Below are 19,375 nucleotides of genomic sequence, written 5' to 3' on the forward strand. Positions count from 1 at the left end.
GGCCTCAGGTGATCTCGAGCAGCTTCTCCCGGACCGCGTACACGACCGCCTCCATCCTGGAGTGCAGCTGGAGCTTCTCCAGGATGTTGCGGATGTGGTTCTTGACCGTGTTCTCACTGATGTAGAGCTGCTTGGCGATGTCACGGTTGTTCATGCCCTTGGCGACGAGCCGCAGCACCTCCATCTCCCGGTCGGTCAGCCGGGGGGTAGGGAGCTGCGGACGGTCATCCTTGTTCTTAATCATGGCTGCGAACTCGCTGAGCAGCTTCGACGCCATGGACGGGCTGATGAGGCTCTGCCCCCCGTACACGGCGCGGATGTCCGCGGCGACCTCGTCGATAGAGATCTCCTTCAGCAGGTAGCCCATGGCCCCCGCCTTAATCGCGTCATAGAGGTCGGCCTCCTCGTCGCTGATGGTCAGCATGACGATCTTGGCGCTCGGGACAGCCTCCTTGATGGCGCTCGTGGCGTCGATCCCGCCACGGCGCGGCATCCGCACATCCATGAGCACGATGTCCGGCGCCATCTCCTTAGCCATGGTCACCGCCTCGGCACCGTCCGCGGCCTCCCCGACGACCTCGATGTCAACCTCCTGCCCCAGCACCATCTCCAGCCCACGCCGGAACAGCGCATGGTCGTCAACGATCAGCACCCGGATGGGGTTCGCCTCCGATGGCGTCGGCAGCATCTCCTCAGAGCGCTGCTCCTCCACCGTCATCTGACCTCCCTGGACCACTGCCCGCGGCGCACCGCCCCGCGTGCCTCCACGCGGGGCGGTGCGCCGTGTACTCCGACACCCGAGGCAAATGGTCGCACGTCGGCCGGCGGACGCGGCCTTCAGATCGTCTAAACGGCGGCGGCCGAGCTCACGAAGGCGCCTCGGGTTGGCGACGGCCGCTCGTCCCGCTGATCGGCGCCCGCCGGCCCCGACCTGCCGGCCGCCGCCGAACCGGACAACCGGATGACNCCNNNNTCGTANCCNNCCCGCCGGTAGACGACGCTGGGGAGGCCAAGATCGACGTCGAGGAAGAGATAGAAATCATGCCCCACCAGTTCCATGTTGGACAGGGCCTCCTCCAGCGACATCGGCTCCGCCTCGTGGGTCTTCTCCCGGACGATCAGCGGAGCCTGCTCGCTCTGCTCGCCCGCACCGATCCTGGCGGTGGATTCGTCGGCCGGGGCGGCGACGACCGGCCTGGATCCGCCGCTGCCGCTCCTTCCGGCGGCACCGGCCTCCTCGGCACCGGTCGGTAGGGCAGCCGCCGGCTTCGTGCCCTCCAACGGCATGAGACTGCCGAGCGGAACCGAGGTGATCCCGGTCGGCTTGGCTCCAGCGTGGTTGGCGTGGTGGCGGACCCGCCGGTCGGCGGCCCGGCGCAGCCGCTCGGCCAGTTTGCCGGCGGCCAGGTCGAGGGCGGCGTAGCAGTCGGCCGCGGCGGCCTCGGCCCGGATCACCGGACCCCGTGAGTACACGGTCAGCTCGACCCGGTCGCAGACGTCGGACAGCCGGGGGTTGCGTTCCTTCGACAGCTCGACATCCACCCGGATGATGTTGGAATTCAGCCGTTCCAACTTGGCGAGCTTGGCCTGGACATGATTGCGGAACCGTTCCGGAACCGCGGTGTGCCTGCCCTTGACCACGATGTCCACGCGATCCACCTCCTGTTCGCCTGTCCGACGCCCACGGCCCTCGCCAAGGCTGCCGACCGTGCGCCGGTGTCTCGGAACTTCCGGAGGGAACCGTCTCCGCGGGGCCGAGACGATCCCCCGGGCGCCCTATCTACGGTTGTCGCACCTTCCCAACGTTCTGCGGCTGGCTGCCCGCATTCGGCTCCCTTCCCTTCAGCGGCGGCGCTACTCCGTCCGCCGGCCCGGTATCCGCACGACGAGTGCACTGCGACCGACAAGCGGTCACTCCCGCTCCGTCGGGCCACTCGGCCGTTGCGCCGACTGCCTGGTCAGGCGGTGCGTACTGGTAGTTTCACCCCGACGGCCCCGTCATTGCGAGCAAGCGGTCCCGTCCGCGCGTCGGGCCCGAAGCGGCCACCACCGCGACGGCGCTCGCCCGCAGGGCGCCGGCTCGTAGGGCCCGTACCGCCTCACCCGCCGTGGCTCCCGTCGTCAGTACGTCGTCGACCACGACGATGCGCGGGTCCGCGGGAGGTCCGTCCGAGAGATCGTCGGCGGCCCGCACCAGCCGGGCCGTGCGGGCAGGACCGACCAGGCCGAAGGCGCCCGTGAGGTTGACGAACCGTGCCGCCGCCCCCAGCCCGGCCTGGTCCGCCGTGTGCCGCACCGGCCGCAGCACGGGAGCGATTCCGACCCGGTGCCCGCGTCGGCGCAGGACCGCGGCCGCCACGGAACACAGCAGCTCGAGGTGGTCGAAACCACGCCGACGCCGCGCGGCGCGGTTCGAAGGCACCGGGACCAGCACCACACCGCGCCCGCGAGGACAGCGACCGGGATGCACGTCGGTGGCACCCACCGCGCCCGACGACACCGCCCGCGCTACCGCGCGGGCGAGCGCACCGCCCAGCGGACCGGCCAGGTCGCGCCGGCCACGCTCCTTGTAGGCGAGAAGGAGCGCCCGGACCCGGTCGGCGTAGCGGGCGGCGGCCAGGCACGGCGGCAGCCCTCGCCGCCACGGGGTGGCCAGGGAGCCCGCGGCGGCGAGGAACACGGGACCACGAAGCTCGGCGACACACGCCGGGCACGCCGACGCCCCCCAGTCGCCGCATCCGGCGCAGGCAAGCGGCATGATCAGATCAGCGAGAATCGCAAGATTCCTGGTGAGCAGGGACAACGTGGCTCGAGGCATGACAGGAAGGATCAGCCGCGGGCCGCGGGCCGACCAGCCCCGAGTGGTGATCTGTGGATACCGCCCCCGGCAGTCGCGAAGCGGCTGTGGACAATCCCGGGCGACGCGGTCGGCCACCGGCCCCGCAGCCGAGGTGGGGCCGGCCTGGCCGGCACGTCCCGGCCGGCACGTCCCGGCCAGCACATCCCGGCCAGACCGCGTAATTCCGCCGGCATCGCCAGCATCCATCCTGGCCGAGAGCACAGAATCCTCACAGTGGCCGCGGCATGCCCACCACAAGCACGGCATCCTTACCTCGACACATCGAACCTCGACACCGAACCTCGACACCGACCGCGACGAGTGGAGACACACCGATGGCCGACGGACCCGGTTGGGCCTCGCCCGGCACCCCGCCGCCCGGCGCCCCGCAGGGCCCGTGGGGACAGTGGCGGTGGGGCCCNGCCGTCCCNAAACCGGGCATCATCCCGCTGCGCCCCCTCGCTCTGGGCGAGATCCTGGACGGCACGTTCGCCACGATCCGCACGAATCCCGGCGCGACCGTCGGGGTGACGGTGGCGGCCGCGGCGGTGGTGGAGACGGTGTCCACCACCGTCGCGATCAGCGGCGAGGACGCGTCGCCGGGCGCCAGGGCCGCCATCACCGTCGCGATGCTCGGTCTCGATCTCATCCTCGGGCTCTTTCTTTCCGGGGTGCTCAGCGTCGTGGTGAGCGAGGCGATCCTGGGAAGCCGAATCACCACAATCGACGCGGTCCGACGGGTCGCGCCGCGGCTGCCCGGCCTGCTCGGCCTCACGGTCATCGTGGCGCTGTCGGTGGTACTGGGGCTGATCGCGCTGCTGGTCGGGGCGATCGTCGTCGGGGTCTACCTGGCGCTGGCCACGCCCGCGTACGTCCTCGAGGGCGGCACCGTGCGCGACGCGCTGCGACGGTCGATCGCGATCGTGCGTGGATCATGGTGGCGGACGTTCGGTATTCTGCTGCTCGCCATGCTGGTGGCGGGGTTCCTCGGTGCGATCTTCGCCATCGCCGCCAGCATCGTGATGGCCTCCTCCGAGTCGGTGTTCGGCGACCCGATCAGGGGTGATCTCACCGTCACCGGCTACATCGTCCAGGCGATCGGCAGTCTGCTCGCCACCGCGATCTCCACGCCGATCGTCTCCGGAGCCGTCGTCCTGCTCTACGTCGACCTCAGGATCAGACGCGAGGGTCTGGACGTGACCCTCGCCGAGGCGGCCCGCGCCCGCACCGCCGGCCTGCGGCCCTCCGGATGACGCTCGGCGGTCCTGTCACTCGGGACGGAGCTCGGGAGGAGGCTCGGCGGGAACTTTCCAGGCACCTCTACAGAAGTTCCGAACCCAGCTGGTGGAGCCGGGCGGTCCGGTGGATCGACGACAGGATCGGGGATCTGGTCCACTGGCTGCTCCCCGGCGGAGACGGCCTCGGCGGAGGGTCGGGTGGTCTCGGGGTCCTCGCGCTCGTCCTCGTACTCGTCGTCGTGGCGGTGGCGCTGCGGTGGTGGCTCGGCCCGGTGCGCCGCAGCGCGCGTACCAGGCGGGAGGATAACGACCTGTCCAGTTCGTCAACCGCGGCGCAGCTGCGTGCCGAGGCTGACGGCCACGCCGCCGGCGGAGCCTATGCGGAGGCGGTTCGGTCCCGGCTACGGGCCATCGTGCGGATGCTGGAGGAGAAGGGCGTGCTCGATCCGCGCCCCGGCCGTACGGCCGGTGAACTCGTCGAGGAGGTGGCGAGAATCGCGCCGTCCCCCGACGGCGGGCAACCCCGGGGCGGAACGGACCGGCCGGGCGCGACGACGGGCGCGGCGGGCGATGGACCCGGCACGGCGTTCGAGCCGGCCGCGGCGCTCGCCGCGGCGGTCGAGGTCTTCAGCGAGATCTGGTACGGCGGGCGCCCGGGGTCCGCGGCCGGCTACCGGGTCCTGGTCGAGGCCGACCGCGCCCTGATCCAGCTGCGTCGCGGCGCAGACGGCACAGACGGCACAGACGGCGCAGACGGCACAGACGGCACAGACGGCACCGGCGGCACCGGCGGCACCGGCACCCTCGCGGTCCCGGCATGACCATCCCCGGCGCCCCGGCGATCACCGGCGACCATCTCGGTGGCGGCGGGACGGCCGGCGGCCGGTCCGGGCGGGGGTCGCCGAGCGCGTTGCGCAGCGGTCCCAGGCCCCCAGCGGTGCGCCGCGGGATCCTCGTGGTGGCCGTCCTCGGCGTCCTGGTCCTCTGTTACGTGGTCGTCTCGGCGCTGGCCGGGCGGCCCGACGGCCAGGCCTACCTGGACGTGGCCTCCGCCGAGCCCGGAGGAACCCGGGCCCTAGCCGAGATCCTGCGGGCACGCGGGATCATCGTCTCCGCCACGGACAACCCTTCCGGCGGCCGGCAGCAGGGGCCGAACCCCGGTGGTCTGGGCGGCGGGGTCGGTCCAGCCGGGGCGGGCGGTAGGGCGACGCTGGTCGTCGTCCATCCGGGACGGCTCACCCATGACGAGCTGATCGCCCTGCTCGGACGGGTCTGGCAGGGCGCCGACGTCGTCCTCGTGGCGCCGGACGCCACGGTGCTCGGTGCCCTAAATGTCGGGGTGGTCACAGCAGGCTCCGCGCCCAGCGGCGAGCAGAGTGATCCACGGTGCCTCCTGCCCGAGGCGACCACGGCCGGAACAACCTCGATCGGCGCCGACGAGACCTTCACCCGCCAGGGCGACGGAGCCGGTCTCGGCGACATGGCGGTCTCGTTGTGCTACGGCGACCCGCACGGCGAGGCACGCCTCGCCGTGCTGACCCCCACCCGATCGGGCTCACCACGCGCCGGTGGCGGGCGGCTGGTACTGCTCGGCTCGGCGGGGNTCCTCACCAACGAACACCTCGGCCGCACGGGGAACGCGGCGCTGGCCCTCGGCCTGCTCGCCCGGCAACCCGTACTGTCCTGGATCACACCCGACGCGGGTGGGGCCGGCGGGGNCGGCACGAAAAGCATGATGGATCTGCTGCCGTCCGCCTTCTGGTGGACCTTTCTGCACATCGTCGTCGTCCTGGCGCTGCTGGCGCTGTGGCGTGGCCGGCGGCTCGGGCCGCCGGTGCCGGAGCCCCTTCCGGTGGTCGTCCGGGCGGCCGAGACGGTCGAGGGACGCGGGCGACTGTACGCGGCGGCACACGCCCGGGACAGGACCGCCGACGCGCTGCGGGCCGGGACGCGCGTCCGGCTGGCCGAACGGATGGGCCTGCCCCTGATCTGGACCCCCGCCGGTTCCCTGAGCCCCGATCCCGTCGCTCTGGTGACCACTGCCAGCGAGCAGACGGGACGGTCACCCTCGGAGATCGGATCGCTCCTGTACGGTTCGGGCATGCCGCCGCAGACCGCCGGACCGCCCGGTCACCTCGGGCGGGCCAGGGACTGGTACCAGTCAGGCCGCTACCCGGCCGAGAACGGACAGCGGGCGGCATCCGGCGGGGCCGGACGGTATCGCGACGGCGGATCCGAGCGGACCGCCGCGGCGGGCGTTCCCCGGGCCGGCGTTCCCCGGGCCGGCGTCGGCGCCCCTCGACGCGATACGCAGGACGCGGCGCTGCTGGCGCTGGCCCACGCGCTCGACGAGCTCGATCGACAGGTAGGCATACGGTGACATCCCCGCGCATCGACGCGCCGACGACAGCCCCCCCGCCCTCGACCGCATCGTCGTCCGCCGCGGCGCCGGGTCCGGGAGAGCAGCCGGCACCACCGGACGCGCAGACGGCCCGCCGGTCCCTGATCGCGCTGCGCGGTGAGGTGGCCAAGGCGGTGATCGGTCAGGACGCGGCGGTCAGCGGGCTCGTCATCGCCCTGCTGTGCCGGGGACACGCACTGCTCGAGGGGGTGCCCGGCGTCGCGAAGACGCTGCTGGTCCGCACGCTCGCGACCGCGTTGGCACTGGACACCAAGCGCCTGCAGTTCACCCCGGACCTCATGCCCGGCGACGTCACCGGCTCGCTGGTGTACGACAACCGCAGTTCCGAGTTCACCTTCCGGGAGGGCCCGGTCTTCACCAACCTCCTGCTGGCCGACGAGATCAACCGGACTCCGCCGAAGACGCAGGCCGCCCTGCTGGAGGTGATGGAGGAGCGTCAGGTCAGTGTGGCGGGCGTCCCNCGGCCGCTGCCGGCCCCCTTCGCAGTCCTCGCCACCCAGAACCCGATCGAACACGAGGGCACCTATCCGCTTCCCGAGGCGCAACTCGACCGCTTCCTGGTGAAGGTGACGCTGCCACTGCCGCCCCGCGACGACGAGGTCCGTGTCCTCGCCCACCATGCGGACGGGTTCGACCCCTCCGACCTGCCCGCCGCGGGGGTCCACCCGGTCGCGGGACCAGCGGACCTCGCGGCGGCCCGCGCCGCGGTGCTCACCGTCGCAGTCCACCCGGAGGTGCTGGCCTACATCGTCGATCTGGCCCGGGCGACCCGCGCGGCACCGTCGGTACAGCTCGGGGTGTCCCCCCGCGGCGCCACCGCGCTGCTGGCGACGGCCCGGGCCTGGGCGTGGCTGTCGGGACGCGGCTATGCGACCCCCGACGATGTCAAGGCGCTGGCCCGGGCAACCCTGCGGCACCGGATCAGCCTCCGTCCGGAGGCCGAACTGGACGGCGTGACGGCCGATGTCGTGCTCGAACAGGTACTCGCCACCGTTCCGGTGCCCCGGTAGGCGGAAACGGTGGCGATCACCGGCCGTACCGTCGCACTGGCCCTGTTCGGGGCGCTGGTCGTCGTCCTGTCCCCCGCCCCGGGCCTGACCCTCGTGCTGGTCGACCTGGTGGTGGTGGGCTTGGTCGCCCTCGACCTCGCCCTGGCGGGTGGGGTCCGCACGCTGGAGTTCAGCCGCTCCGGACCGACCGCCGGGCGGCTGGGTCAGCCCGTTCCGCTGGTGCTCGGCGTCACGAACGGCGGCACCCGCACGGTGCGTGCCCACATCCGCGACGCCTGGCCGCCGTCCTCGGGGTCCCGGCCGCGGGAGCACCGGGTCACCGTTCCGGCGGGGGAGCGGCGCTTCCTGGAGACGACGCTGCATCCGACCCGGCGCGGCGACCGGGAGCCGTTCCGCATCACGATCCGTTCGCTGGGGCCACTCGGCCTCGCCGGCCGGCAGGGACGGCATCACTGCGCATGGCGGGTCCGAGTGCTGCCGCCGTTCACGTCACGCCGCCATCTGCCGGCCGCTCTCGCGCGGCTGCGGGAGGTCGAGGGCGAGGTCGCCATCCGCGGCGCGGGCGCCGGCTGCGAGTTCGACAGCCTGCGGGACTATGTGATCGGCGACGACGTTCGGCTGATCGACTGGCGGGGTACCGCCCGGCGCGGGACCGTCGTCGTCCGTACCTTCCGACCGGAGCGTGACCGCAGGGTCGTCTGCGTACTCGACACGGGTCGGACCTCGGCCGGGCGAATCGGCGATACCCCCCGACTGGACCACGCGCTCGACGCCGCGCTGCTGCTCACCGCGGTGGCGCTACGCGCGGGTGACCAGGTGGGTCTCGTGGCGCACGACAGCGTTCCTCGGATCACCCTGCCAGGCGGGCACGATCACGGGTTGCTCGCCCGGATGAGCGACGCGATGGCCACCCTGGAACCGGCCCTGATCGAGGCCGATCATGGCGGAATCGTGTCGACGGTGCTGCGCGGGACTTCGCGGCGGTCCCTGGTCGTCCTGTTCACCGACCTGGTACCAGCGGTGATCGAGGAGGGGCTGCTCCCGGCTCTGCCGACGCTGGCCGCGCGGCACACTGTCGTGGTCGCGGCGCTGCGCGACCCGCGCGTGGACGAGATGACGACCGGCCGAGGTGACGTCCGTGAGGTGTACGCGGCCGCGGCGGCCGAACAGACTCTGCTGCGGCGACGGGAGCTCACCGAGACGCTGCGCCGCCGCGGGGTCGAGGTGGTGGACGCACCGCCGAGCGGCTACGCGGCGGCCGTCACCGACATCTACCTCACCCTGAAATCCCTCGGCCGGCTCTAGACGACTATCTCAGCGAAATCATCGAAGGTGATTTCGCGAGGTGCCGGCCGGGCCGGCCGGTGTCCCCGGATGGTTCCGTGGCGGTAGACGGTACTCTGACCAGCATGGTCCGGGGATGGCCGCTGCCAAGGCGGCGTCACGGGACATCGCACCGACCGCGTCGCGCCCTTGTCCAGGAGGCCGGTTTCCGCGGTTCTTGGCCGGCCGAGGCACACCATGCCCCTCCCACCGCCCGGCCCGAGGCCGGCGCGACCCGAGAGTCCGCGCTCCGGCGCCCATCCGCGAGGGTGGGGCATCTCAGGAGGTCTTCCATGCAACGCCCACGGCGGCCTGCCGCTCTCGCGCTGGTGGTCGCGGCGGTACTGGCACTCGCGTCCTGCGCGTCGTCGGGTGGTTCGACCCCGGGCTCGTCGGGCACCACCGGGTCGGCCTCCCTTCACCTGGTCAAGCCCGGCCAGCTGACCATCGCCACCGGCTCACCGGCATATGAGCCGTGGTTCGCCGACGGCAGACCGGAGAGCGGCCAGGGATTCGAGAGCGCAGTCGCCTACGCCGTCGCCGCGAAACTCGGTTTCACCGCGGCGCAGGTGCACTGGATGAACGTGCCGTTCAACAGTTCGTTCGCACCCGGCGCGAAGAACTTCGACTTCGACATCAACGAGATCTCGATCACGCCGGAACGGCGGCAGGCAGTCGACTTCAGCAGCGGCTACTACGACGTCGCGCAGGCCGTCGTGGCGCTCAGATCCTCACGTATCGCGCACGTGACGACTCTCGCCGGGCTGAAGAACGCCAAGCTCGGCGCCGCGATCGGCACGACGAGTCTGACCGCCATCAACAAGCAGGTGAAACCGGCAGCGCAGCCGGCCGTCTTCAACGACACCAACGAGGCCGAGACCGCGTTGGAGAACGGCCCGATCGACGGGATCGTCGTCGACCTGCCCACCGCGTTCAAACTGACCGCCACCGAGATCGAGAATTCCGTCATCATCGGTCAGTTTCCCTCGACCGGCGAGCCCGAGCAGTTCGGCCTGCTGTTCGAGAAGGGTAATCCGCTGGTGCGCAACGTCAACGCCGCGCTGGCGGAACTGACCGCCAGCGGCGAGCTCAGGAGGATCACCGAGCAGTGGCTTTCAACCACGGCCGGAGCCCCCGTTCTGAAAACCGATGGTGCTCGCCACCCATGAGATGGTGCCGGGTAGTCGGTGTACCCGCGCTCAGGCCACCGGGAGCAGGTCGGCGCCGCCGCGTCCGGTGTCGATGTCACCGGTCTCTCCGGCCGCGGCCGCCCGGCCGCCATACAGCCGGACGTAGGCGATGAAGCCGCCGAACGCTACCGCGCCGATCCCGATCCGGATCGCCGTGGGCAACCCCGACGGGGTCACGAACGCCTCGATCAGCCCGGAGGCGGCCAGCACGAGCGCCATCCCCATCGTGATGGCCACCGCCGCGCGCCCCTCGGCGGCCAAGGCCTCCACCCGCCTGCGCGGACCCGGCGCAATGATCGTCCAACCGAGACGCAGCCCGACCCCGCCCGCGACGAACACGACCGTGAGCTCCAGCAGGCCGTGCGGGAGGATCAGGCCGAAGAACTGCCCGCTCTCCCCACAGCTGGACATGTATCCGCCGACGACGCCGAGATTCAGCGCGTTCAGCAACATGACCAGCAGGGTCGGGAGACCCAGCAGCACCCCGGAGACCACCGCCTGCGCGGCCACCCAGGCGTTGTTCGTCCACACCTGGCTGGCGAAGGACGAGGCCGGATTCTCGGTGTAGTAGGACGCGAAGTCGTGGCGGCACAGATCCGCGACCGCGTCCGGCGCACGCAGGTTCGCCTGCACCTCGGCGTCGTGCACGACCCACAGACCGACGGCCAGCGCGACGAGCAGGGAACCGAGCGCCGTCGCGACAGCCCACCATCGGCGTTCGTACACGGCCACCGGAAACGTCACCGCGAAGAAACGGCCGACGACATGCCAGCCGGGGTCGGGTGCGCCGCCCACCGCCGCCCGGCCTCGCGCCACCAGGTTCGTCAGATCGTCGACCAGGGTCGTGTCGTACGACCGGCTGCGGATGACCGAGAGGTGGGTAGCCGTGCGCTGGTACAACTCGACCAGTTCGTCGAGCTCGTCCGGTGCCATCCGCCGCGGCCGGCCGGCCTTGTCGACGAGCCGACCAAGCCGGACCCATTCCGGACGGTGCACGGCGACGTACGCATCGAGATCCATGGCGGTCTCATCCTCCCAGCCCGTCGAGATCCTCCCAGACCTCGAGCCGCACGCGTCCGAACCGTCCTCACCGCCGTCGGCGGCACCACCCGGCGAGGAGGATCGAACCGGGCGGCGTAAGCCATAAGGTGATGTCCGGATACCCATCGAGGTCCCGGGGGGCCCAGATGAACCAGGTCGTCACGGGAAAGGGATCCGCCGGTCTCGCCGGCACGGGTGTCCTCACGGGTGAGGCGATCGTCACAGGTGAAGCGATCACCATCGAACTGCGGGTGGCTCGGCTGGGCTCCCGTCTGATCGCCGGCCTGCTCGACCTGCTCATCCAGCTCTACATCCTCTACGCGGTCGGCGCCGCGGCCCTGCTGATCGTGCGGCCCGACAACGACGCCCTGATCGCCGCGGTATTCCTGCTGGTCTACGTCGGCGTCGTGCTCGGGTATCCGGTCACCTGCGAGACGCTGACGCGCGGGCGGACCCTCGGCAAGATGGCCATGGGGCTGCGTGTCGTCCGCGACGACGGAGGTCCCATCCACTTCCGGCACGCGTTCGCCCGGGGTCTGGTCGGGGCGGTCGTCGAACGTCCCGGACTGCTACTGGGCCTGCCCGCGGTGATCAGCATGCTGGTGTCGAAACACGCGAAGCGGCTGGGGGACGTCTTCGCCGGCACGGTCGTCCTGCAGGCCAGCGTGCCGCGCCCTGGCGGAGCGCCGCCGTCCGTCCCGCCCCAGCTCGTCGGCTGGGCCGCCACCCTCGACCTCACCGGGTTGGATGATGCTCTGGCCCTGCGTGCCCGCCAGTTCCTCGGCCGGGCGCACGAGCTGTCCCCGCAGGCCCTCGAACGCCTCGGCAGCGGGCTGGTCCGGCAGGTGCGGGCCGTCGTGACACCACCGCCGCCGCCCGGCACGCCGGGCTGGGCCTACCTGTCCGCCGTGTTGGCCGAGCGAACCCGGCGTGCCTACCATCGGCTGACGGCGAACCGGCCGAGATCGATACCCTCTCCCGTCTTCTCCCCGTACCCGACGGCCCAGTACCCGACGGCCCAGTACCCGACGGCCCAGTACCCGACGGCCCAAGACCAATCCCCGCCACCCCCCTACCCCACGGCCCCGCAACCCCCGCCGGGCCGGTAACCCCCGCCGGGCCGGTAACCCCCGCCGCCCTCACCGGTCCCCGGCAGGCAGCCAGCCCATCATCCGGCCGCACCCGCCCGGACCAGCCGGGACACGCACCATCAGATCCACACTTCCTTAACGTCTGCTAAACAATGTGGGGCGTACCGCACACACCGGACGTGGCGGCTGGTCCGCCGGTGAAACGCTCGTCTAGCGTTACCTAGGAATCAGACCGTCCGCACCAACCGCCTCGAACCCGGCGCGCACCCGCTGCCACGTCGCACCGGGTTCGAGGCGGTGATGCCGGTGAGCGACCAAGTGCCGGCTCACGCATGCTGGACAGGTCCCAGGAAGACTCCGGCCCTTGCGCCGGTCCACGGAGGGGGTGACGTTGACGTCTGTCGGACGGGAGTCGAGCACTCCATCTCAAGCCACCCCGCCCCCGCGCGCGAGCAAGCCGGCCGACCCGAGCAAGCCGGCCCGGCCGGGTGTCCCGTCGCGCGCCGTCGCGCCGGAACGTGCCCCCGCCCCGCCCCGATCCGCCGCATCGCCCCGATCCGCCGCATCGCCCCGATCCGCCGCATCGCCCCGATCCGCCAGGCCATCCCGATCCGCCAGGCCATCCCGATCCGCCAGGCCGGGCAACGTGGCGAGCGGCGTCACCTATGCGGACGACGGCGCTTCCGCGCGTCGCTCCCCCGGCGGCACGGGCGACGGTCCGGCCGCAGCCGGCGCGGCCGGGGCCGGTGGAGCGGGTAGGCCGCTCAACCCCCGTCCGCCCGTGAACCGGCGTCGGGTCCTGAAGAAGATGGGGCTGACGGCGATCGTTCTGGGGCTGGTCGTCGCGTTGTTGTCCCTGCCGTTCGTCGGTGCGGTCGGCCTGTTCGCCAAGGAAAGCGCGGACCACTTCCTCGGGCTGCCCGGCGAGCTCGTCACGCCTCCGTTGCCGCAGAGTTCGACGATTCTGGCCGCCGACGGATCAGTGATTGCCACGTTGCGCGGCGCCGAGAACCGCATCGTCGTGCCCGGCAACGAGATCCCGAAGATCATGCGCGAGGCGATCGTCTCGATCGAGGACGCCCGCTTCTACAAGCACGGCGGCGTCGACCCACAGGGCGTCTTCCGCGCCGCGCTGCGCAACAGCGAGGCCGGCGGAGTCGCTCAGGGCGGTTCGACGCTGACTCAGCAGTACGTCAAGAACGTGCTGCTGCAGAACGCCCGCACCACGCGGGAGCGAGAGGTCGTGGCCGGAGACTCCCTGGACCGCAAGATCCAGGAACTCCGGTACGCCCTGGACATCGAGAAGCGGTTCTCCAAGGACGAAATCCTGGAGCGCTACCTCAACATCGCGTATTTCGGTGACGGCGCGTACGGGATCGGCACCGCCGCCGAGCACTACTTCGGGGTGCCCATCTCCCAGGTCACCCTCGAACAGGCGGCGCTGCTAGCCGGGCTCGTGCAGAGTCCGTCCCGGTACAACCCCGCAGCTCACCCGGAGGCCGCGCTGGCCCGGCGCAACACCGTGCTGGACAAGATGGCCGCCGAGGGGTATGTCTCTACCATCCAGGCGGAGGCGGCGAAGCAGCTGCCGCTGAACGTCGTGAAAGCCCCGCCGCCAGCCGCGGACTCCTGCGAGACGTCGTCGGCGCCGTTCTTCTGCGACTACGTGCGCTCCCAGCTGCGGGCGAGCCCGGCGCTCGGTTCCACCCTGGAGGAACGCAACCGACGCATCTACGAGGGCGGCCTGGTCATCAGGACCACTCTCGACCCACTGGTGCAGCAGGCGGCGCAGGACGCCGTCAACTCGACCATATCGCCGAGCAACCGGGTGTCGGCGACCGAGGTCGTCATCCAGCCCGGTACCGGCAACATCCTCGCCATGGCAGTGAACCGGGTGTACGGCTCGAACACAGCAGCCAACCAGACGGTGGTGCCGCTGCCGACCAACGCCACCTTCCAGCCCGGGTCGACGTTCAAGACCTTCGTGCTCGCCGCCGCGCTCGAACAGGGCTACGGCACCTCGACGGCCTTCTACTCCCCGGCCTGCTACGAGAGCAAGAAGTTCCCGTTGGACCGCGGTGAGGGCGACTGCCCCAGGGGTTTCTCGAACTCCGATCCCGCCGAGGCCGGCATCTACGACATCCCCAAGGGCACCTGGGACTCGGTGAACACCTTCTACGTGCAGCTCGCGGAGAAGACCGGCATCCCGGCGGTCCTGGAGATGGCCAAACGCCTGGGCGTCACACCGCCGAAGGCGGACAAGATCGGCTCCACCGACGGGGCCACCGCCATCGGTGGCGGCCAGTACATGTACGTTTCCCCGTTGCAGATGGCCGACGCCTACGCGACGATCGCCGGCGGCGGGGTGCGCTGCACGCCCCGCTTCGCCACCGGGGCCGTCGACTCCAGCCACGACCCGATCGACATCGCCCAGCCGCCGCAGTGCGAACAGGTACTCGCCAAGGGTGTCGCCGACACCGTNACCAGCGTGCTCGCCGGCGTCCCGCTCCACGGGACCGGGACCAAGGCGGCCATCGACCGCCCCTCGGCGGGCAAGACCGGCACCACCGACGAGTTCTCGGCCGCCTGGTATGTCGGCTTTACCCCGCAGATCACCGCAGCGGTAGCCGTCGGCGATCCCATGGGAGCGGAGAGCCACCCGCTGCGGGGCGTCGTCGCCGACGGCCGGACCTGGCCCCGTGTCTTCGGCGGCGACCTGCCCGCGATCATCTGGAGCAAGTCGATGCGGGCCGCCCTAGCCAACCAGCCGGTAGTCCCGTTGCCCGGTGCCGATCCGACCGTCGCGCGCGGCATCAAGGGAGGTCTGCAGAACACCCCGCCAGCGCCGGCACCCGGTCAGGGCCTCGGCGACCTGTTGCAGAACCTGGGTCAGCAGATCTTCCCTGGCACGGGCGGGCAGCCGCAGGGAGGCGGCACCCCGCTCGGCCAGCCCGGCACGGACCAGAGCGGGCAGAACCAGGGACAGCCGCAGCAACCCCAGAACGGCGCCGAACCGGGATCCGGCAGAGGGGATCAGCCTGCCGCCCACTAGCCCGCCTTCCGGCGGTCTGTCAGCGCCTGAGGTCTGTCAGCGCCTGAGGTCGTGGGCGGCGGGTACCTGCACGGGATCGACCCCGAGCGCCAAGGCGAGATAAACGGCCGTGTAGTCGAACAGGCCGATGAGTGAGGCGAGCCGTTCCAACGGCCCGCCGCCGTCGGCGCGCAGTTCGGTGACGCCGACGCCTCGCTCGGCCGCCACCGCCACCGCCGCCTCGGCCTGCCGGGCGACATCCGGACGTTCGACGTCGGGATCGCGCAGCAGGACCAGGCGGAGCCGGATCGACTCGTCCTCCTCGGCGCGGTCGCGGAAGAAGTCGTCGAGGTCGTCGCGCGCCGGGTCGCCAGCCGCCGCGAGACCCGCCCCGAAGGCACCGTCGAACAGCGCGACCTGGTGGCGGGCGGGATGCGGCAGCGCCCCGGCGATGGCCGGATACTTCGCGCTCGTCGCGAGCTGGGTGACGGCACGTTCGGCCACCACGTTCGTCACCGGTGAGGTTCCCCAGATGAGCGGCAACGTACCGGCCAGCTCGAGCGCGAGCGTCTTCGCCGGATTGACGAACGACTCGCTGGACGAACGGCAACGGGTCGCGACGTCCTCGAGGCGGACGGCGGCCGCCTCGATCGCCTCGTCCGCCACCCGCGCGATACCCAGGGCCCGGGCGACGATGATCAGTGGCAGCGACAACGACCACAGGACGGCACGAGCGGGCCGCTCCGCCGAAGTCACGACGAGGGGCGCACCGGCCACCCCGGCCAGGTAGGCCAGGGGGGTGTCGGCAGGGGCGACCACGGCCACCCGCGCGCCGCGCCGGTTCGCCTCCTCCACCGCCGAACAGGTCTCCGCGGAGGCACCGGACGCCGACACCGCGAGGACGATGTCGGCCACCCCCACCCAGCCCGGAAGGCCGTAGGTGTGGTGACCGATGACGGGCACCGGGCTGGCCGGCCCGGCGACGGCGGCGAGCACCTCGGCGGCCAGCGCCGCGCCGCCCACACCCACCACGACGACCGCCCGGGGCCGTCCGTCGGCGGCGAGGCGACCGACCCCGGCCTCCTGGGCGAGGGTGGCACCGCGACGGACCTGGCGGGCGGCGGAGGCGATGTGCGGCAGGAGACCGCCGGCGTGACCGGCGTCGATCCGGGCGGTGTCGTCGAGGATCGCCTCGTCGAGATACACGTCGAGGCCGCGGCGTCAGTTCGACGCCGACGCGCCGGAGAACGGGATCGCCTCGTCGAGCAGCATCACCGGGATGTCGTCCCGCACCGGGAACGCCAGGTCGCAGGCGAGGCACACCAGCACGGGGGCGCCGCTCAGCTCGTCGGGCCGCAGCTCACCGTGCTTGCTGCACGGGCAGACAAGGATCTCCAACAGCAGCGGGTCGAGACTCATCAGGCTTCCCTTCCGCTCCGGATCCGAGCGAGGATCTCGTCGCGCAGCCGGTGCATCGTGGCGTCGTCGGGCCCCTCCACATTGAGCCGCAACAGCGGCTCGGTGTTGGACGGGCGGAGGTTGAACCAGGATCCGTCCGAGAAGGAGATCGTCAACCCGTCCAGGTGGTCCACGTCGGCAGCGTCCGGCGCGTACGCCTTCTCGATCACGTTCATCGCCGCCGCGGCGTCCGCGATCTCGGAATTGATCTCACCGGACGCGCTGTAACGGGCGTACCCCCCGAGCAGCTCGGACAGCGGCCGGTCCTGGCTGCCCAACGCGGCGAGCACATGGAGCGCGGCGAGCATGCCGGAGTCCGCTCGCCAGAAGTCGCGGAAGTAGAAGTGACCGGAATGCTCGCCACCGAAAACCGCGCCGGTACGGGCCATCTCGGCCTTGATGAACGAGTGGCCCACGCGGGTCCGGACCGGGACCCCCCCGCGCTCGGTGACCAGCTCGGGGACCGCCCGGCTGACGATGACGTTGTGGATGATCGTGCCCCCCGGCTCCCGGGCCAGCTCGCGATCGGCCACCAGGGCGGTGATGGTCGACGGAGAGACGATCTCCCCCCGCTCGTCGACGACGAAGCAGCGGTCGGCGTCGCCGTCGAAGGCCAGGCCGATGTCGGCTCCGGAGCTGCGGACGGCGGCCTGCAGGTCCCGCAGGTTCGCCGGCTCGATCGGGTTCGCCTCGTGGTTCGGGAAGGAGCCGTCCAGCTCGAAGTAGAGCGGGATCACTGTCAGCGGCAGCCCGGTGAAGGTGGCCGGGACGGTCAGCCCGCCCATGCCGTTGCCCGCGTCCACGGCGACCGTCAGCGGCCGGATCTGCGCCAAGTCGACCAAGGTGCGCAGATGACGCACGTAGGAGNNNNGCAGGNCCCGCCGAGCCACGGTGCCGCGACGACCGGGACCGGCGGGAATGCCCGCCTCGATCATCGCGCGGATGTCGGCGAGCCCGGTCTCCTGGCCGATGGGTGCCGCGCCGGCCCGGCAGAGCTTCATGCCGTTGTACTTCGCCGGGTTGTGCGACGCGGTGAACATCGCACCCGGAATGTTCAGCGAACCGGCGGCGAAGTAGAGCAGATCGGTGGATCCCAGCCCGGCGGCGATCACGTCCGCGCCCTGGCTGGCCGCCCCTTCCGCGAAGGCCTCGGCGAGCGGGACCGACGACTCCCGCATGTCGTGCGCGGTCACGATCCGCGGGGCGCCGAGCAGCCGCACGAAGGCGGCTCCGGTGGCTCGGGCGACGTCGGCGTCGAACTCCGCCGGCACCACGCCACGCACGTCGTACGCCTTGAAGATCCGCGAGAGGTCACGCATCCCTTCCAACCCTTCTCCCTGGTGTCCCCCGGCACCGGGTGAATGGTGCCTCCCGGCCGCGCGGCCACTACTGCGACCGGCTCGGTTGACCTTATCCGCCGGGTCCGACACCGCTGGAACCGCGTCCGGGCGAACTCGCGCCGAACCACTCGCCGAACCACCGGTACCAGGACAAACGGAAGATCGGGACGACCACCTGACCGGGACGGCCAAGAGGTGGGAGCGCTCCGGATCAGGACGGACTGGGAACGGCCCGCAGGTGACCCCGCCGGCCACCCGGGGGTGGGGCCTGCGGACCCTGCGGGGGCTCCGGCCCTCCCCGCCGGGACGCCTCACGCACGGCGTCCGCGAGGGCCTCCAGATCGTCCCCGGCCACCTCACGACCCCCCTCACGGGGTGCCTCGGCCTCGAGCCGGACCACAGCCCAGCCAAGCGGCACGGTGAGCCGATCCGCGTGGGTGCCGCACAGATCGTAGGAGTGTGGTTCGACGTACGGGGAGAGCGGGCCCAACACCGCCGTGGATTCCNCGTAGGCGTACGTGAGCGTGGCGACCGCGGCTGCGGAACAGGCCGAGCGGGAGCAGCGCCGAGGCTTCACGTTCCGGACGGTAGCCCCCGGAACGGACGACGGCCACCACCTCGGGTCGTGTCGCGTGGCGCGACGACTAATCGTCACGCGGCGTCGACCATGCCATCGCGGCCCGCATACAATATCCCTCGTTCAGCACGTATCCAGAGCGATTTTGAGATCATGGACCGTCCTCGAGCTGGTAGCGATGGGGGATGGAGCGCAGGGATGTGACCGGAACCGTCGTTGCCGCGCCCACGGATCGGCGCACCACTCCGAGCGATGCCGGAAGCGGCGCGGAGTTCACCGCGATCGACGGACGACCGTCCATCCTTGAACGCTACGCTGACAGGGTGACCGAGCCCGAGCGGTTCCCGGCAGTCGCCCGGCCGATCCCGCCACGGCGCCGGCGCGACCGGCGCGGCCGTGGCATCCGGGGCACTCTCCTTCCGCCGGACGTGCCCGCCTACGCCACCCGCGGCGACCGCTTCGACGATCTCGTCTTGGACGCCGTCGAGCATCTCGACCACCGGTGGTCCACTGAGCTCGCGGACGTCGAGTTCGCCGTCGAGGACGTACCGCCGGTGGCGGTGACCGATGACGAGATCCCGCTCGCCCATTACCAGCCGGCCGGCGGCAAGGGTCGGTCGGGAACCCCGCGACGCATCGTCGTCTACCGCCGCCCGATCGAGGCGCGGGCCGTCGACAGCGAGGACCTGGCCGAGCTCGTCCTCGATGCGATCANCCACGAGANGGCTGAGATGANGGGGGTCGNCCCCGCCGTGATCGACCCGGAGGGCCACGGCTGGGGCGACGAGGAATAGCGAGCAACAGCGAGGAACAGC

At 71.5% G+C, this 19,375-nt stretch carries 17 protein-coding genes; 9 read left to right on the forward strand and 8 right to left on the reverse strand.

Translation table 11 applies throughout. The features are described from left to right. Positions 1-4: 4 nt before the first annotated feature. From ALLO2_RS07495 to ALLO2_RS07505, 3 genes are all read right to left on the reverse strand, one after another. Positions 5-718 (reverse strand): response regulator transcription factor, encoded by a 714-nt coding sequence (locus ALLO2_RS07495; protein WP_011435218.1) that lies wholly within the window; start codon positions 716-718, stop codon positions 5-7. Between the two features lie 128 nt (positions 719-846). After that, positions 847-1,650, reverse strand: coding sequence for a ribosome hibernation-promoting factor, HPF/YfiA family (gene hpf / locus ALLO2_RS07500; RefSeq protein ID WP_035730739.1), 804 nt, complete (start codon positions 1,648-1,650; stop codon positions 847-849). A 331-nt stretch (positions 1,651-1,981) separates the two neighbouring features. Continuing rightward, entirely contained in the window at positions 1,982-2,818 is an 837-nt protein-coding gene (locus tag ALLO2_RS07505) for a ComF family protein (RefSeq protein WP_011435216.1), read from the reverse strand. Between the two features lie 356 nt (positions 2,819-3,174). On the opposite strand from ALLO2_RS07505, the gene ALLO2_RS07510 reads away from it, so the two are divergent. The 6 genes from ALLO2_RS07510 to ALLO2_RS07535 all read left to right on the forward strand — a co-directional run bounded on the left by ALLO2_RS07510 (position 3,175) and on the right by ALLO2_RS07535 (position 10,001). Continuing rightward, positions 3,175-4,092, forward strand: a complete 918-nt coding sequence (locus ALLO2_RS07510; protein WP_023839914.1) for a hypothetical protein — start codon at positions 3,175-3,177, stop codon at positions 4,090-4,092. After that, complete coding sequence (locus ALLO2_RS07515) at positions 4,089-4,898, forward strand: DUF4129 domain-containing protein (protein ID WP_023839913.1); 810 nt, start codon at positions 4,089-4,091, stop codon at positions 4,896-4,898. The genes ALLO2_RS07510 and ALLO2_RS07515 overlap by 4 nt, the downstream gene beginning before the upstream one ends. Next, positions 4,895-6,457, forward strand: a complete 1,563-nt coding sequence (locus ALLO2_RS07520; RefSeq protein WP_232234958.1) for a DUF4350 domain-containing protein — start codon at positions 4,895-4,897, stop codon at positions 6,455-6,457. Before ALLO2_RS07515 ends, ALLO2_RS07520 begins: the two co-directional genes overlap by 4 nt. After that, a complete protein-coding gene (locus tag ALLO2_RS07525) occupies positions 6,454-7,509 on the forward strand; it encodes a MoxR family ATPase (protein ID WP_011435212.1) in 1,056 nt (351 codons plus the stop codon). The genes ALLO2_RS07520 and ALLO2_RS07525 overlap by 4 nt, the downstream gene beginning before the upstream one ends. 9 nt (positions 7,510-7,518) lie before the next feature. Next, positions 7,519-8,814 carry a DUF58 domain-containing protein gene (locus ALLO2_RS07530; RefSeq protein ID WP_023839911.1) on the forward strand — a complete coding sequence of 432 codons (1,296 nt, stop codon included), beginning with the start codon at positions 7,519-7,521 and terminating at the stop codon, positions 8,812-8,814. Between the two features lie 311 nt (positions 8,815-9,125). Further along, positions 9,126-10,001 (forward strand): ABC transporter substrate-binding protein, encoded by an 876-nt coding sequence (locus tag ALLO2_RS07535; protein ID WP_011435210.1) that lies wholly within the window; start codon positions 9,126-9,128, stop codon positions 9,999-10,001. A 30-nt stretch (positions 10,002-10,031) separates the two neighbouring features. Here the strand turns inward: ALLO2_RS07535 and ALLO2_RS07540 are convergent, their stop codons facing one another. Then, positions 10,032-11,042, reverse strand: a complete 1,011-nt coding sequence (locus tag ALLO2_RS07540; RefSeq protein WP_011435209.1) for a stage II sporulation protein M — start codon at positions 11,040-11,042, stop codon at positions 10,032-10,034. 167 nt (positions 11,043-11,209) lie between these two features. Between ALLO2_RS07540 and ALLO2_RS07545 the strand changes: the two genes are divergently transcribed. Together ALLO2_RS07545 and ALLO2_RS07550 are read left to right on the forward strand one after the other, a co-directional pair. Continuing rightward, positions 11,210-12,172: an RDD family protein gene (locus ALLO2_RS07545; RefSeq protein ID WP_023839910.1), complete on the forward strand. Its 963-nt coding sequence runs from the start codon at positions 11,210-11,212 to the stop codon at positions 12,170-12,172. A 790-nt stretch (positions 12,173-12,962) separates the two neighbouring features. Then, entirely contained in the window at positions 12,963-15,206 is a 2,244-nt protein-coding gene (locus tag ALLO2_RS07550; RefSeq protein WP_232234965.1) for a transglycosylase domain-containing protein, read from the forward strand. 36 nt (positions 15,207-15,242) lie between these two features. On the opposite strand, the gene ALLO2_RS07555 is transcribed toward ALLO2_RS07550, so the two are convergent. The 4 genes from ALLO2_RS07555 to ALLO2_RS07570 all read right to left on the reverse strand — a co-directional run bounded on the left by ALLO2_RS07555 (position 15,243) and on the right by ALLO2_RS07570 (position 18,560). Continuing rightward, positions 15,243-16,391: an SIS domain-containing protein gene (locus tag ALLO2_RS07555; protein WP_011435206.1), complete on the reverse strand. Its 1,149-nt coding sequence runs from the start codon at positions 16,389-16,391 to the stop codon at positions 15,243-15,245. A gap of 15 nt (positions 16,392-16,406) precedes the next feature. Beyond that, positions 16,407-16,604, reverse strand: a complete 198-nt coding sequence (locus tag ALLO2_RS07560; protein WP_011435205.1) for a Trm112 family protein — start codon at positions 16,602-16,604, stop codon at positions 16,407-16,409. After that, positions 16,604-17,962 (reverse strand): phosphomannomutase/phosphoglucomutase, encoded by a 1,359-nt coding sequence (locus ALLO2_RS07565; protein ID WP_035730742.1) that lies wholly within the window; start codon positions 17,960-17,962, stop codon positions 16,604-16,606. Before ALLO2_RS07565 ends, ALLO2_RS07560 begins: the two co-directional genes overlap by 1 nt. A gap of 232 nt (positions 17,963-18,194) precedes the next feature. Then, complete coding sequence (locus tag ALLO2_RS07570) at positions 18,195-18,560, reverse strand: DUF3499 domain-containing protein (protein ID WP_035730745.1); 366 nt, start codon at positions 18,558-18,560, stop codon at positions 18,195-18,197. A gap of 401 nt (positions 18,561-18,961) precedes the next feature. Between ALLO2_RS07570 and ALLO2_RS07575 the strand changes: the two genes are divergently transcribed. Next, on the forward strand, positions 18,962-19,354 hold the full coding sequence (locus ALLO2_RS07575; protein WP_035730828.1) for a metallopeptidase family protein: 393 nt from the start codon (positions 18,962-18,964) through the stop codon (positions 19,352-19,354). Positions 19,355-19,375 lie beyond the last annotated feature (21 nt).

The organism is Frankia sp. Allo2 (assembly GCF_000733325.1).
Classification (GTDB): Bacteria; Actinomycetota; Actinomycetes; order Frankiales; family Frankiaceae; genus Frankia; species Frankia casuarinae.